Consider the following 14,652-nt stretch of genomic DNA (forward strand, 5'->3'; position numbering starts at 1 on the left):
CCGGCTGCCGCGCGCCCTTCCCTTCAGCCGAACAACTTCATCGCCGTCGTCAACGTATTCACCACGCCCCAAGCCAGCGGCACCAGCACGTACAGCCAGAACACGGCCAGCATCGCCTTGTTGGTCGGACGAACGGCAGTCACGGTTTGATTCATTTCGAGCGTCTCCAGAATTTATTTGCCGGCTTCGAGCTGCGCATCGGTCATGTGATGGCGCTCGTTCACGTGCTTGACGAACAGGTTGCAGACGAAACCGATCACGAGCAGCGCCGCCATGATGTGAACCGTCATCGTGTATGCGTCGGCCTTCACGACGCCGTGCGCAACTTCATACGCGCGGATGTAGTTCACCAGCACCGGCCCCGCGATACCCGCCGCGGCCCACGCGGTCAGCAGGCGTCCATGAATCCCGCCGACGTACGCGGTCCCGAACATGTCCGCGAGATACGCCGGCACCGTCGAGAACCCGCCGCCATACATCGACAGAATCAGGCAGAACGTCAGCACGAACAACGCGATCTGCCCCGACGACGCAAACAGCGGCGCGCAGAAATACAGCACCGCGCCGAGCGCGAAGAAAATGAAATACGTGTTCTTGCGGCCCACCCAGTCCGACGCCGACGCCCAAACGAAGCGCCCGCCCATGTTGAACAACGACAGCAGCCCGACGAAGCCGGCCGCGGCAGCCGCGCTCACCGCCCCCTTGAAACTTTCCTGAATCATCACCGACGCCTGCCCGATGATGCCGATCCCGGCGGTCACGTTGAGGAACAGCACGAGCCAGATCAGATAGAACTGCGGCGTCTTCAGCGCTTCGTCGATGTGCACGTGATTCGACGTGATCATCTTGTTCTTCGTCACCGCGGGCGGCGTCCAGCCGGCCGGCTTCCAACCGGCGGGCGGCACGCGGATCGCGAGCGCGCCGATCGACATCGAGATGAAGTACGCGATGCCGAGCACGATGAACGTCTCCGCGACGCCGACGCTCGTCGCGCTCTTGAAGTGATTCATCAGCGCGACGGACAGCGGGGCGGCGATCATCGCGCCGCCGCCGAAGCCCATGATCGCCATCCCGGTCGCCATCCCGCGGCGATCGGGAAACCAGCGGATCAGCGTCGAGACCGGCGACACATAGCCGAGCCCCAGTCCGATGCCGCCGACCACGCCGTAGCCGATGTACAGCAGCATGATCTGGTGCGTCTTCACGCCGAGCGCGGAAATCAGGAAGCCGCCGCCGAAGCAGCATGCCGCCGTGAACATGGTGCGACGCGGGCCGACCCGTTCGAGCCACTTGCCGGCGAAGGCCGCCGACAAGCCGAGGAAGAAGATCGCGAGCGAGAAGATCCAGCCAAGCGTCGTCAGCGACCAGTCGCCGGGCGCGGAGTCGGTGACGCCGATCACTTTCGTGAGCGGGCCGTTGAATACGGAGAACGCGTAGGCCTGCCCGATGCACAGATGCACGGCCAGCGCCGCGGGTGGCACCATCCAGCGCGAAAAACCCGGTTGCGCGATGGTGGCTTCCTTCGAAAAGAAAGGCGCGGCGCCCGCAGGGGCGCCTGGCTCGATAACGCTGCTCATCAGTGGTGTCTCCGTTGGGGATCGTGTGCGATCCGTTTTGTATGTCGGCGTCTCGACCGGACGCTGTCGCCGCTCGCTGGCGGGGGCGCCGCCTTATATGAAACATGCGTTCATATTGAACGTCGCACCAGGTCAATTCGCCGGCCGTTTTTGGCATCGGCCTTGATGAACTTAGTGCATCAAAACTGCATGTTCAATATGCAATTTTTTATCCTATTCGCGATGACCCGGCGGGCGACGCGGATCGGGATATGCTTGAATACCTGCCGGCCGCCGCCCGACCGGCCGCGGCGGCGGCATCGGCAAGCGGCCTCACGGGATATCGCTTGTCGCGTGACCGCGACCGATGTGGTCCTCTAAATCACGCGACGGATGGGCGCGACGGGCCATCGGATGCGGCTCCCGTGTCGTGCATCGCGGCCATCGGCACACTCTCCGCCGCGCGTGCGTGCACGCATGAATGGGGATCAGCCCGGTATGGGAACCGTATTTCGATCGACACGTGCCGGCGTTCGACACTGAACGCGCCCGGCGCGGCGCGCAGCGCTCGTTTCCTCTATAAGATGGCAGATTCCGTTCATCGAACGACGCTGCCATGACTTCCTCCTCCCCCCGAAATCCCATTCACTGCGAAATCGATCTCGACGCGCAAGGCAAGCATGCGGGCTACCTGCGGCTGCCGCACTCGGTGCACCGCTCCGCGTACGGCTGGCTGCCGATCCCGATCGTGTCGATCCGCAACGGCGACGGGCCGGTCGCGCTCGTGATGGCCGGCAACCACGGCGACGAGTACGAAGGCCAGATCATCGTGTCGCAATTGATGCGCGAGATCGAGGCCGACATGGTCAGCGGGCAGTTGATCCTGCTGCCGATGGCGAATTTCCCGGCGGCGGACGCAGGCCTGCGCGTGTCGCCGCTCGACGGTGGCAACCTGAACCGCAGTTTTCCCGGCGAGCCGACCGGCACGCCGACGCAGATGATCGCCCACTACATCGAGCACGCGCTGCTGTCGCGCGCGCAGTATCTGGTCGACCTGCATTCGGGCGGCAGCTCGCTGCTGTACCAGGGCGGCAACATGCTCGCGATCGATCCGCTCGACGCCGACGAAGCGGAGAAGCTCCACGGGCTGCTGGTCGCGTTCGGGTTGCAGAACGCGCTGCTGCACGCGCCGAATCCCGTGCATTCGGCGTCGGCCGCGCGCCGGCAAGGCGCGATCTCGATCGTGACCGAACTCGGCGGCGCCGGCATGGCCGATCCGTCGCTGATCCGGCTCGGCCGCCAGGGGCTGCTGCACTACCTCGGCTATATCGGGCTGTTGCACGGCGTGCTCGTGCCGGACGCGCCGCCGACCGTCACGCGCTTCATGCGCGTCGACGGCGATCGCCATTTCGTCTATGCGTACGAGCGCGGGCTGTATGAGCCGCTCGTCGAACTCGGCGATCAGGTGAAGGCCGGGCAGCCTGCCGCGTGGGTGCATTTCCCGGATACGCCGTTGCGCGAACCGGTGCTGCACCGGTTCAACGGCGATGGCGAGGTGGTGTGCAAGCGCGTGCCGGCACAGGTCCAGCGCGGGGATTGCCTGTTTCAGCTGGCGGAGTTGTCGACGCCGCCGCGCGTCATCGAGTGAGGCAGCCGACTGACGCGTTCATGACCGTCGTGCGCGGATGCCGATGCTGCACGCTGCCGTCAGCCGGACGACGCCGGCGACTCGCTCCCCTGCGCAACGCCGCATTGATGGCAATGCGGGAAAAAGAAGAAATTCCGGCCGCCGCATTCGCATACGTTGAAAAGCCTTAATCCGCAATGCACGCAGAACGTGGAGTCGTCGCCGCCGAGATTCCATTGTTTGTCGCATGACGGGCAGCGCTTTTTCTCGAGCGACCGGACGGCTTTTTCGTATCCGATCGTGCGCGCCCGTTCGCCCTGGTCCTGCTGCAACTCGAGCCGTTTGCGTTCGGCATAGCGCTGAAATGCCTTCATCATGTAAAGGCCGGCGAATACCGTCAGCACGATGCCGACCAGGACCCGCACATAGCCGCCGAAATTCGGCAGGTACGGCACCAGTTCAATGAAAAACGCGCTCAATGCAAACAGGCCGAAACCGTACACGAACGGCCAGTAGCGCGCCTTCCGGTAGCGGATGAACAGCCAGGTCGCGACGAGCAGGATCGGCAGCGTCAGCGCGAGCCGCAGCCCGAACACCTGCATCTCGTAGCGCCGCGTCGCGTCGTCGAAGCGCCGTTCGGCGGCTGCGTCCGCTTCGGCGATTTGCGTGTCGACTCGAGCCTGCTGCGATGCCAGTGCCCGTTGCTGGTCGCCGATCGCGTCGATCTGATGCTGCCAGTTGACCACCACGGCCTGGAGCGCATCTAGCTTGCGGGTTCTCGCCAGAATGTCCGGATCTCTCGCCCCATCCCCTGTCACCGCGCGGGTGGCCAGCCAGTTGCGGAAGCTTTCCTTCTCGGCCGCGTATTCCTTCGCGGCGCGGCCGCGCGCCACTTCCATCGTGTCGGCCTTCTCGGCAAGCGCGTCGCGCTGCGTCTGCAGTTGGCGCCGTGCCGCGTCCAGCCGCGCTTTCGCTGGCGCATCGGCGAATTGCTCGACGACCGGCGGACCGCCCCTCGGGGCGAACGCCATGTCGCGGATCACGAGACTGCCGAGCATGTTCAGAAAAACGGCGAAGATGATCGCAATCGCCCAGGAGGCGAGTCGCAGGAGCCGCGCCGGGCTGGTCAGGCCGTCGCCGGAAGTCATCATTGTTTTTGCCCTCTTGTTGGAATGGCTTTCATTGTCATCAATCCTGACGCAGCCGTCGATGGTCTCTCTTTTCCGATAGCGGGACTGCCCACGATCGTGGATCGATGCATCAAATGTCCGCAACTGGCCGCTAACCGCCTCGTCAGCTAGAATGACGCGCTTTGCCCGTACGCCTATGTGGTTCAAGAACCTTCAGCTTCATCGTCTTCCCGCACCCTGGGCCGTTACCCCCGACCAGATGGAAAAATGGCTGGCGCCCCACGCGTTCCAGCCGGGCGGCAGCGTCGAGATGCAGCGTGCCGGATGGGCGTCGCCGCGTGACGACGGCGCGCTCGTGTATTCGAACAACCGGCAGATGCTGCTGCTGTTTCGTGCCGAAAAGAAGCTGCTCCCGGCGTCGGTCGTCAATCAGGTGACCAAAGCGCGCGCCCTCGAAGTCGAGGAGCAGCAGGGCTTCAAGGTCGGCCGGAAGCAATTGCGCGAACTCAAGGAACAGGTGACCGACGAACTGCTGCCGCGCGCATTCAGCATTCGCCGCGATACCCGCGTGTGGATCGACACGGCGAACGGCTGGCTCGTCATCGATGCGGCGGCCCAGGCGCTTGCCGACGACGTTCGCAGCCTGCTCGTGAAATCGATCGACCCGTTGCCGCTCGCCGGCGTTCAGGTGGCGCGTTCGCCGGTCGCCGCGATGACGGACTGGCTGCTGTCCGGCGACGCGCCGGGCGGATTCACCGTCGATCAGGACGCCGAGCTGCGCTCGAGCGGCGAAGGCGGCGCCACGGTGCGATACGTCGGCCACGCGCTGGAAGCGAACGACATGCGCCGGCACATCGAAGCCGGCAAACAGTGCATGCGCCTCGCGATGACCTGGGATGACCGGATCTCGTTCGTGCTGACACCGTCGCTGACGATCAAGCGCGTCACGCCGCTCGACGTGATCAAGGAGGCGGCGGATCCCACCGCGCAGAACGACGATGAACGCTTCGATTCGGATTTCACGCTGATGACGGGTGAATTGGCGCGGATGCTGACCAGCCTTGTCGAGATCCTGGGCGGCGATCGGCAGGACGCGATTCCTCAGGCGGCGGCAGCCTGAACGCCGTCGTCGTTGACGATCGTCGCCCCGCGCTGACGCGACAATTCGAGGAACATCCGTCGCCACGCTGGCGGCGGACTCCGGCCTGGCACTCGCGCCCCTGACGGCCACGTGCCGAATGTCGCGTGAGCGGCATGGCGCGTTGAGCCGGTAACCAGATGGGAGCGGCGTGCCGGCGGGGAGGCGCTATCGGCGCGCGGCGAATTCGCGCGCTACCCGGCCGAACTGTTCGCGCCGCCCGACGGCGCGTTCGTGCTAAATGCGGATGTCGCGATCGCGACGCGTCGCGGCAGCGGGCTCGCGCCCGCGCTGACGCTCGCGCCAATGCGCTGATCGGCAACGGCCGCGACGGGCAGGCGCTCGCGCGCTGGGGATTGCAGAGCGAGGCGATCGCACGGGCGCAGACCAATCCGCCGGGGTTGCCGTCGTTCTGACGCGCGGCAGCGCGGCGCGCCAATCCGGCCAGGTTTCGGCGAGGTCCGTCACGGGCAGCGCGGCGCGCGAGCCAGGTCCACGTCGGTCGTCGACACCTGCTTGCCGTTCACATGCAGTTGCCGCAGCTTGGCCTCGATTCCCCATTTCGCTTCGTAGGGGAACACTTCATAGTCGAGACCGGGTTGCGGCACGAACGACCGCGCAACATGCTCGACGCGCTGGCTGATGGTGGTCGTGCCCGCCGCGCCCATGTCGATGATCCGCTGTCCGCCGATCTGAAACGTCATCGTGAGCGGCAGGTTCGCCTTGACCACGTACTCGTCGTAGTACTTGTATGCGTCATCCGGCAGCGGCATGCCGATCGTCGTGTTGCCCGCCAGTGCACGCGTAAAACCCGGCACGGCTACATCCATGCCGGGCGGCCCCTTGAGAAACCAGTCGTCGGTCGGTTCGCAGGTGGTGTTGAAATAAAAATGGGAACTGGCGCCCAGATACACCCGAATCCGCGCTTCCGTTGCCGGATCGTACGCGCCACCACGATTCGCCCCGGTATTCGCACAACCGGCCAGCACCCCGCATGCCAGTAAAACCCCTGCCATCTTTCGCATCGATTGCTTCGCTTCGTTATTCGATTTCTGATTTCGAATCGTAAGACGGCGCTACCCGTGCGGCGCCTCGCGATCCCGCTCTCGTCGGCCATGGCCCATGGTCCGATTCGCGGATTGTAACCGGCGGCGGTTCAGCCCCGACTCGGGGAGGCGCCGCGAACGCGCCCGCATACGAGCGGTCGAGTAGCTTCGACGTGTCGTACGCAGCCGGAATCACGCCTGACTTGTGCAGGAAGTCGGCCGTGTTCTGCGCATCCTTCGCGGCCGTCTCGTCAACCGGGCTCACGCGCTGTTTCGCGTTGTCGAGCCAGCGATACGCGACGTCGGCTTCGAGATTCGCGCGTTTCGCCCACAGGTCCGCGTACTCGCGCGGATGGCTGTCGACCCACTGGCGCGCGGCCACCACGCGCCGCAGGAAATCGGTGATCTCGGCGCGCTTGCGCGACGCGGCCTGCTCGTTCGCGGCGACGAAGCTCAGCGCCGGCATCAGCCCCTGCGCGGTCGTCACGGGCCGCGCGCCCTGCCGCAACGCGAGCGTGCTGACGAACAGCTCCCACCGCGATACCGCATCGACCGAGCCGTTCGCGAGCGCGTTGGCCGCGTCGATCGGCATCAGGTACGCAGCGCGGAATCGCCGAGGAAGCCGAGGTCGATCGCGTTGCCGTTCAGGCTTTCGGCCACCGGCGCGGCGGCCTGGAAGTGCTTCCATTCGATCGTGTACGGCAGGTCCTTCAGCACGCCGGACGCTTCCATCGACGCCTGGGTGTTGAAGTCGTTCTGTTCACCGACGCGCAGCGTGACGGTGTCCTTGGCGATGCCCGGCTGCGCGGCGAGCGCCAGCAAGAGCGCCGTGACGATTCGGCTCAGCAACATGATCCTCCGGAAAGTTGGCGGGCAGCCGCGCGACGGCGGCGACGCCCTTTTGTCCGTTTTGTCCGCCGTGCGAAACCGCCGGCGAGATGGATGGAACCGGTGAAGATCTGTCGATCCACGACATGACACAAATGCAATCTTCTTCTCTGCAAAGATGCAAATATTTTATGAAGTACGGGTGCATGCCCGGTGCTCGCCGCCGGCCGCCACCCCGTGAAGTTCGAAGGATTTCTCGATAGATATTTCGCGCGCGAAATAAATTCCCGACTATATTTCGCATACGAAATAACTGCCCGAGCGAGCACGACCATGCCCTCCCAACCTATCGAGTTTTCCGCCGCGGACGGCTACGTGCTGCACGGCACGCTGTGGTCGCCGGACGCGACACCGCGCGCGCTGGTCCTGATCCATCCGGCGACGGCCGTGCCCGAGCGGCTGTACGCGGGCTTCGCGCGGTTCCTGACCGAGCGCGGTTTCGCGGCGCTGACCTACGACTATCGCGGCATCGGCGCATCGCGGCCCGCGCGCCTGGGCGCGCTGCGGGCCCGCATGCGCGACTGGATGGAACTCGACGTGGGCGCCGCGACCGCGTGGGCGCGGCACGCCTATGAAGGGTTGCCGCTGCTGGCGGTCGGCCACAGCGTCGGCGGGCACGCGATCGGCCTGTCCGGCGCGACGACGCATCTGCGCGCGGCCGTGCTGGTCGCCGCGCATGCGGGCAGCACGCGGCTGATCGCGCACGCGGCCGAACGCCTGAAGGTGCGGCTGATCCTGCGCGTGCTCGGCCCGCTGACGTCCGCGCTGCTCGGCTACGTGCCCGGCAGGCGGCTCGGGCTCGGCGAGGATCTGCCGGCCGGCGTGTTCCGCGAATGGAGCCACTGGACGACGCTGCCGCACTACTTCTTCGACGATCCGACGCTCGGCGCGGCCGAACGCTTCTCGAAGCAGCAGTTGCCGATCCTCGCGCTCGGCTTCGACGACGATCCGTGGGCGAACCCGGCCGCGATCGGCCTGCTGGTAAGCTATCTGACCCGCGCGAAGGTCGAGCGCCGTCAGATCGATCCGCGCGCGGCGGGCAGCGGCCCGGTCGGGCACATGGGCTTCTTTCGCAGCCGGCCCGGCGCCGTGTTGTGGCCCGACGTCGCCGACTGGCTCGCGCAGGCGCTCGACACGCCGCGCACCGCGGGCCGTCCCTCCCTTTCCGTTGCAGCCGGGAACCCAGCTTGAGCGAAGACCGACGACTGTTTTTCCTGTTGAACATCGGCCAGCGGCGCGTGCAGCGCTGGATCGACCGCAAGGCCGAGGCCGACACGCGCGCGAGCGCCGCGCAGGCCGGTGCGCTGTTCTGTCTCGCGAAGCAGGACGGCGCGCTGATCGGCGAAGTCGGCGCCGCATTGCAGCTTGCGCCCTCCGCGATGACGGGGCTCGCCGACCGGATGGCGAAGGCCGGCCTGATTACGCGTCACGCCGATTCGGACGACGGCCGCGCAACGCGGCTGTACCTGACCGACGAAGGCCACGCGGCACTCAAGCGTGCGCGTGTGCTGCTGCGCGAACTCAACGGCAAGCTGTGCGACGGCTTCTCCGACGACGAACTCGACGTCGTCGCACGCTGGCTGCACGCATTGCAGGAGCGGTTTCCGGCGGAGCGCTGAACAGCGCATCGCGCTCGCGACCGGCGCGCGCCGGCCTCCATCGCAAGCGATTGCGATTCGCGTCTTCGATTCGACTTTCATGCCGCCGCAACGGCAAATCTTGCGTGCCGGCCACCGGCTTCCGGCAACGCTTTCCGGCTACGTCCTGTTACAAAAAACCGCCTGTCGCGCGACATTCGAATCGCCTACATTGCAATCCACTTCGACACATTCGTCGCATGCCCGCACTGGCGTTCCCGTCGGGTCGACATCGCAGACACACCCGACAAGCATTGAAAACGAAGAGGAGTCTTAACCGAAGCGCTGGCGGCATCCAGCGCACGCGGATGGCGATGACTGAAGCGGCACGCTGAATGGCACGTCACGACGTGCGCGGCACGATTGACCGCGCCCCGGCTCGCGTCGTCTCGTCTTGCCCCGCCATCGCATTCGCACCTCACCGAGGAGTCGTCCATGCGACGCATGATCGTGTCCCATCCGCTTGTCACCCGCCTGTCCGCCGCGATGGCGCTGGCCGCCGCTGCCGCCGCGCATGCCGAGCCCGTCGTCGTGTCCGGCCCGAGCCCGTTCGCCGCGTGCACCGTCGGCGGCCCCGGCACCAACTACGTGAATGCAGAAGTCGAACCGTGGCTCGCGGTCAACCCGGCGAACCCGAACAACATGATCGGCGTGTGGCAGCAGGACCGCTGGTCGAACGGCGGCGCCCACGGGCTCGTCGCCGGCTACACGTTCGATGCGGGCGCAACCTGGGCGCGCACGCCGCAGCCGTTCAGCGCCTGCGCGCCGGGCGGACTCAAGTACGAACGTGCGTCCGATCCGTGGGTCTCGTTCGGGCCGGACGGCACCGCTTACTCGGTGTCGATCTCGTTCAATCAGTCGAACAACGCCAACGCGGTCGGCGCGTCGGTGTCGACCGACGGCGGGCAGACGTGGAGCAACCCGGCCGTGCTGATCGCGAACGACGAGCCGACGACGCAGTTCTTCAACGACAAGGAATCGGTGACGGCCAACCCGGTGAAGGCCGGCACCGCATATGCGGTATGGGACCGCCTCGAACTGCCGAACGGCAACCCGTACGCGAACCTGCACACGCAGGCGTACCGCGGGCCGACGCTGTTCTCGAAGACGACCGACGGCGGCAAGACGTGGAGCGCCGCGAAGGTCATCGTCGACGTGCCGTCGCGCCAGCAGACGATCGGCAACCAGATCGTCGTCGATCCAAAGAGCGGCACGCTATACGATTTCTTCGACCTGATCCAGCCGCCGTTCAACAAGGCGGCCGGCAAGGTCGCGTTCGTCAAGTCGACCGACGACGGCGCGACGTGGACCAAACCGCGGATCATCGCGGGGCTGCAGACGGCCGGCGTCACGGATCCGAACACCGGCGAACCCGTGCGCACCGGCGACATCATTCCGGAGCCGGCGATCGACCCGGCATCCGGGCAGCTCTACGTCGCGTGGCAGGACAGCCGCTTCAACGGCGGCACGTACGACGAGATCGCGCTATCGACGTCGAAGGATGGCGGCGCGACCTGGAGGGCGCCGCAACAGGTGAACACGCCGACCGGGCGCCCCGCGTTCAATCCGTCGGTGCGCGTCGACAACACGGGGGCGGTCATGGTCACGTACTACGACTTCCGCGACCTGCAGGCCGGCAACACGACGACGCTGCCGACCGGCTTCTGGCGCAAGATCTCGCACGACGCCGGCGCCACGTTCGCCGACGAGCGGCGCGTCGGCGGCCCGTTCGACATGAAGCTCGCGCCCAACGCCGAAGGGTTCTTCATCGGCGACTACCAGGGGCTCGACGTGCTGCCGTCATCGTCGTTCCATCCGTTCTTCGTCCAGACCAACGCGGGCAACCTGACGAACCGCACCGACGTATTCTTCGCGCCGTGATGCGAGGATGACCGTCACGCCGCCGCCGCGATGCCATGCGTCGCGCGGCGGCGTGCGCACGTTCACGGCATCAATGCATGTCGGTCAGCACGATGCGGCCGTCGACCTTCCCTTCCCGCAGCTTCGCGAATACGTCGTTGATGTTGGCGAGCCGGTCGCGATGGATGTGCGCGCGCACCAGGCCTTCCGCCGCGAAATCGAGCGACTCTTGCAGATCGCGCCGCGTGCCGACGATCGACCCGCGTACGGTGATGCCGTTCAGCACGGTCGAGAAGATCGGCAACGGGAAATCGCCCGGCGGCAAGCCGTTGAGCGCCACCGTGCCGCCGCGGCGGACCATCCCGAGCGCCTGCGCGAACGCGCTGCGCGACACGGCCGTGACGAGCACGCCATGCGCGCCGCCGATTTCCTTCTGAAGCACCTTCGCCGGGTCGTCGACCGACGCATCGATCGTCAGGTGCGCGCCCAGCTGCCGCGCCAGCGCGAGCTTGTCGGGCGAGATGTCGATGGCGGCGACGTGCAGGCCCATCGCACGCGCATATTGCACGGCCACGTGCCCGAGACCGCCGATGCCGGAGATCGCGAGCCACTGGCCCGGCCGCGTGTCGGTGACGCGAATGCCCTTGTAGACCGTGACGCCCGCGCACAGGATCGGCGCGATCTCGTCGAACGCCACCTGCGCGGGCAACTGGCCGACGTAATCTGGATCGGCCAGCACGTATTCCGCGTAGCTGCCGTTCACCGAATAGCCGGTGTTCTGCTGGCCATGGCACAGCGTTTCCCAGCCCGTGCTGCAGTACTCGCAATGGCCGCAAGCCGTGTAGAGCCACGGCACGCCGACGCGATCGCCCTCGCGCACGTGGGTGACGCCCGCGCCGACCGCCGCGACGATCCCGACGCCTTCGTGGCCCGGGATGAACGGCAGCGACGGCTTGACGGGCCAGTCGCCGTCGGCCGCGTGCAGATCGGTATGGCAGACGCCCGACGCCTTGATGTTGACGAGAATCTGGCCCGGCCCCGGTGCGGGGATCGGGACTTCCTCGATGCGCAACGGCTCGCCGAACGCGTGTACCACGGCCGCTTTCATGGTCTGGGTCATGCGTTGCTCCTGTCTGGTCGATGAGCGACCCAGTATCCGGTTTCGGCATCGGCGCACGTTGATACGCGTCAACGCATCGGAACGGATCGGATGCAACGGCCGACATGGCTTCGCCACGAGCGGCGTCGTGCGGCGTCGTGCGGCGCGAAAGCCCGACCCGGCGCACGCACGCCGCTTCGCCGCCCACGCGACCATTTCACCGATCCGACAGAAAGCCGACGGAATCCCGCCATTCGGCTTGGAATTTGAAATGATATAACATATCATTTCGCGTGCTCGTCCGCCTGACGCCGTCCGAACCCAGGTGGCCGGGCCTCGCCGAGCGATGTTCCAACGGGTCATTGCGCGTCACAGGCGCAACAATATATCGTATCCAGCGGTGACCCGCCTCGCTCGTTATCCGATCCGATTCCAACCGATTCACCGACCATGCGCGACCTTCCTCGCTTACCGCTTCGCCCGCTCTCGTCCCTGTCGTTGATCCTGTTCGCCGCCGCGGCTCATGCGCAGGCCGATGCGCCCGCCGCGTCCGGCACACCCACGCCGGCCGCCGCGCCGCTCGCGCCGATTTTCGTGACCGCGAACCCGCTCGGCGACACCGAACTGATCGCGCCGACCGTCCAGCTTTCGGGCGATGCGCTGACGCGCCGCCAGGCCGATTCGCTCGGCGAAACGCTCAACGGGCTGCCCGGCGTGTCGACCACCACCTACGGGCCGATGGTCGGCCGTCCGATCATCCGCGGGATGGACGGCGACCGGATCCGGCTGCTGCAGAACGGCGTCGCGGCCTACGACGCGTCGTCGCTGTCGTACGACCATGCGGTGCCCGAGGATCCGCTGTCGATCGAGCGCGTCGAGATCGTGCGCGGCCCGGCCGCGCTGCTGTACGGCGGCAACGCGGTGGGCGGCGTGGTCAACACGATCGACAACCGGATTCCGCGCGAGGCGATCGAAGGCGTGACCGGCGCGCTCGACGCGCGCTATGGCGGCGCGAATTCGGTGCGCGCGGGGGCCGCGCAAGTCGAAGGCGGCAACGGCCGCTTCGCGTTCCACGTCGATGCGTTCGACCGCGAAACGAGCAAGCTGCGGATTCCCGGCTACGCGCGCAGCAGCCAGCAACGCGCGATCGACGGCCCCGACACGCCGCAACCGGAAGGCAACGTGCCGAACAGCGACGGGCGCGTGCACGGCGGCGCGGTCGGCGCGTCGTACACGTGGGCGGACGGCTTCGCCGGCCTCTCGTACAGCGGCTACGAATCGAACTACGGCTCCGTCGCGGAAAGCGACGTGCGGCTGCGGATGCGCCAGGAACGCCTCGCGTTCGCGTCCGAGGTACGCAACCTGAGCGGGCCGTTCACGAAGCTGAAGTTCGATTTCGCGTACACCGACTACCGCCACAAGGAAGTCGACAATGGCGAGACGGCGACCACCTTCCGCAACCGCGGCTACGAGGCGCGCATCGAGGCGCGCCATCGCAAGATCGGGCCATTCGAAGGCGCGATCGGCGTGCAGTTCGGCCAGAACACGTTCTCGGCCCTCGGTGACGAAATGCTCGTGCCGTCCACGCGCACCAACAGCGTCGCGCTGTTCGGCCTCGAGGAATGGCAGGTCGTTCCCGCGCTGAAGCTGAGCCTCGGCGGCCGCTTCGAGCACGTGAAGGTCGATCCCGATCCGGCCGGCGTCGAGAAATTCGCGGGTGCGCAGCCGCGCGACTTCAATGCGGGCAGCCTGTCGGCCGGCGCGCTGTTCTCGCTGACGCCGGTTTGGTCGGTCGCGGCGAACGTCGCGTACACCGAACGCGCACCGACCTTCTACGAGCTGTATTCGAACGGCCCGCACGATGCGACCGGCCAGTTCCTGATCGGCAACCCGAACGCGTCGAAGGAAAAAGCCGTGTCGACCGACCTGTCGCTGCGCTATGCGAGCGGGCCGAACCGCGGCAGCATCGGCGTGTTCTACAACCGCTTCTCGAACTACCTGACCGAGTACAACACCGGCCGCGTGGTGGACGACGACGGCGAACCGGTCGCGCCGGGCACCGACGGCTCGCTGAACGAGGCGATCTATCGCGGCGTGCGCGCCGAGTTCTACGGCATCGAGCTGGACGGCAAGTGGCGCGCATTCGCACGGCGCGGCCACACGGTCGATCTCGAACTGACCGCCGACTACACGCACGCGCGCAACGTCGACACGGGCCAGCCGCTGCCGCGCATCGCGCCGCTGCGCGCGACGCTCGCGGCCGACTACGGTTACGGCCCGTTCGGTGCGCGGGCGCAGGTCACGCACGCGTGGTCGCAGCATCGCGTGCCCGACGACGATTTCTCGACCGACGGCTACACGTCGCTCGGCGTGATGCTGACGTACAAGTTCCGCGTCGGCCCCACGCACTGGCTCGCGTACCTGCGCGGCGACAACCTGACGAACCAGGAGATCCGCTACTCGACGTCGGTGGTGCGCGGCTTCGCACCGGCCGGCGGCCGCAGCGTGATGGCCGGATTGCACACCACGTTCTGACCCTCACATGGCTCGCGGCGCCCGCCGCGGGCTCCATCCGGCGTGCCGACATGGCACGCCGGGGGCCGTTCATTCCTTCATTGCGCCCGTCGGGCGGCGCACGCCGGTTCTCGATACCGGTTTCCGGACTCAATCC

11 protein-coding genes and 3 pseudogenes are annotated in these 14,652 nt (G+C 66.7%); 8 read left to right on the top strand and 6 right to left on the bottom strand.

Annotated features, from left to right (window positions below; translation table 11 throughout):
* Positions 1-23 precede the first annotated feature (23 nt).
* Both CFB89_RS22905 and CFB89_RS22910 read right to left on the bottom strand, forming a co-directional pair.
* Entirely contained in the window at positions 24-155 is a 132-nt protein-coding gene (locus CFB89_RS22905) for an oxalate:formate antiporter (RefSeq protein WP_089469861.1), read from the bottom strand.
* Between the two features lie 18 nt (positions 156-173).
* Positions 174-1,577 (bottom strand): OFA family MFS transporter, encoded by a 1,404-nt coding sequence (locus tag CFB89_RS22910; RefSeq protein ID WP_089469862.1) that lies wholly within the window; start codon positions 1,575-1,577, stop codon positions 174-176.
* A gap of 595 nt (positions 1,578-2,172) precedes the next feature.
* On the opposite strand from CFB89_RS22910, the gene CFB89_RS22915 reads away from it, so the two are divergent.
* Positions 2,173-3,204 (top strand): succinylglutamate desuccinylase/aspartoacylase family protein, encoded by a 1,032-nt coding sequence (locus CFB89_RS22915; protein ID WP_089469863.1) that lies wholly within the window; start codon positions 2,173-2,175, stop codon positions 3,202-3,204.
* A gap of 59 nt (positions 3,205-3,263) precedes the next feature.
* Here CFB89_RS22915 and CFB89_RS22920 read toward each other — a convergent pair whose 3' ends face one another.
* The gene (locus CFB89_RS22920; RefSeq protein ID WP_373559875.1) at positions 3,264-4,331 is read right to left on the bottom strand and encodes a hypothetical protein; all 1,068 of its coding nucleotides are present in this window, start codon (positions 4,329-4,331) and stop codon (positions 3,264-3,266) included.
* A gap of 178 nt (positions 4,332-4,509) precedes the next feature.
* On the opposite strand from CFB89_RS22920, the gene CFB89_RS22925 reads away from it, so the two are divergent.
* The 3 genes and pseudogenes from CFB89_RS22925 to CFB89_RS22930 form a co-directional block, all read left to right on the top strand.
* Positions 4,510-5,433: a recombination-associated protein RdgC gene (locus CFB89_RS22925; RefSeq protein WP_089469865.1), complete on the top strand. Its 924-nt coding sequence runs from the start codon at positions 4,510-4,512 to the stop codon at positions 5,431-5,433.
* Between the two features lie 186 nt (positions 5,434-5,619).
* Positions 5,620-5,691: pseudogene (locus tag CFB89_RS35675) on the top strand (GNAT family N-acetyltransferase); the annotation flags it as partial.
* Positions 5,692-5,867 (top strand): annotated as a pseudogene (locus CFB89_RS22930) (ABC transporter substrate-binding protein); the annotation flags it as partial.
* A gap of 48 nt (positions 5,868-5,915) precedes the next feature.
* Here the strand turns inward: CFB89_RS22930 and CFB89_RS22935 are convergent.
* Together CFB89_RS22935 and CFB89_RS35680 are read right to left on the bottom strand one after the other, a co-directional pair.
* The gene (locus CFB89_RS22935; RefSeq protein ID WP_089469866.1) at positions 5,916-6,476 is read right to left on the bottom strand and encodes a hypothetical protein; all 561 of its coding nucleotides are present in this window, start codon (positions 6,474-6,476) and stop codon (positions 5,916-5,918) included.
* Positions 6,477-6,624: 148 nt separating this feature from the next.
* Positions 6,625-7,349, bottom strand: a pseudogene (locus CFB89_RS35680) (hypothetical protein); the annotation flags it as partial.
* Positions 7,350-7,658: 309 nt separating this feature from the next.
* Between CFB89_RS35680 and CFB89_RS22945 the strand changes: the two are divergent.
* The 3 genes from CFB89_RS22945 to CFB89_RS22955 all read left to right on the top strand — a co-directional run bounded on the left by CFB89_RS22945 (position 7,659) and on the right by CFB89_RS22955 (position 10,903).
* Positions 7,659-8,576: a serine aminopeptidase domain-containing protein gene (locus CFB89_RS22945; protein ID WP_089469867.1), complete on the top strand. Its 918-nt coding sequence runs from the start codon at positions 7,659-7,661 to the stop codon at positions 8,574-8,576.
* Positions 8,573-9,004 (top strand): MarR family winged helix-turn-helix transcriptional regulator, encoded by a 432-nt coding sequence (locus CFB89_RS22950; protein ID WP_089469868.1) that lies wholly within the window; start codon positions 8,573-8,575, stop codon positions 9,002-9,004. Before CFB89_RS22945 ends, CFB89_RS22950 begins: the two co-directional genes overlap by 4 nt.
* A gap of 453 nt (positions 9,005-9,457) precedes the next feature.
* Positions 9,458-10,903: a sialidase family protein gene (locus CFB89_RS22955; RefSeq protein ID WP_089469869.1), complete on the top strand. Its 1,446-nt coding sequence runs from the start codon at positions 9,458-9,460 to the stop codon at positions 10,901-10,903.
* Between the two features lie 70 nt (positions 10,904-10,973).
* On the opposite strand, the gene adhP is transcribed toward CFB89_RS22955, so the two are convergent.
* Positions 10,974-12,002: an alcohol dehydrogenase AdhP gene (adhP, locus tag CFB89_RS22960; RefSeq protein WP_089469870.1), complete on the bottom strand. Its 1,029-nt coding sequence runs from the start codon at positions 12,000-12,002 to the stop codon at positions 10,974-10,976.
* 429 nt (positions 12,003-12,431) lie between these two features.
* Here adhP and CFB89_RS22965 point away from each other — a divergent pair, with 429 nt between their 5' ends.
* A complete protein-coding gene (locus CFB89_RS22965; protein ID WP_089469871.1) occupies positions 12,432-14,516 on the top strand; it encodes a TonB-dependent receptor in 2,085 nt (694 codons plus the stop codon).
* The last annotated feature ends 136 nt before the right edge of the window (positions 14,517-14,652 follow it).

Origin of the sequence: Burkholderia sp. AU16741, assembly GCF_002223345.1 — a bacterium.
Classification (GTDB): Bacteria; Pseudomonadota; Gammaproteobacteria; order Burkholderiales; family Burkholderiaceae; genus Burkholderia; species Burkholderia sola.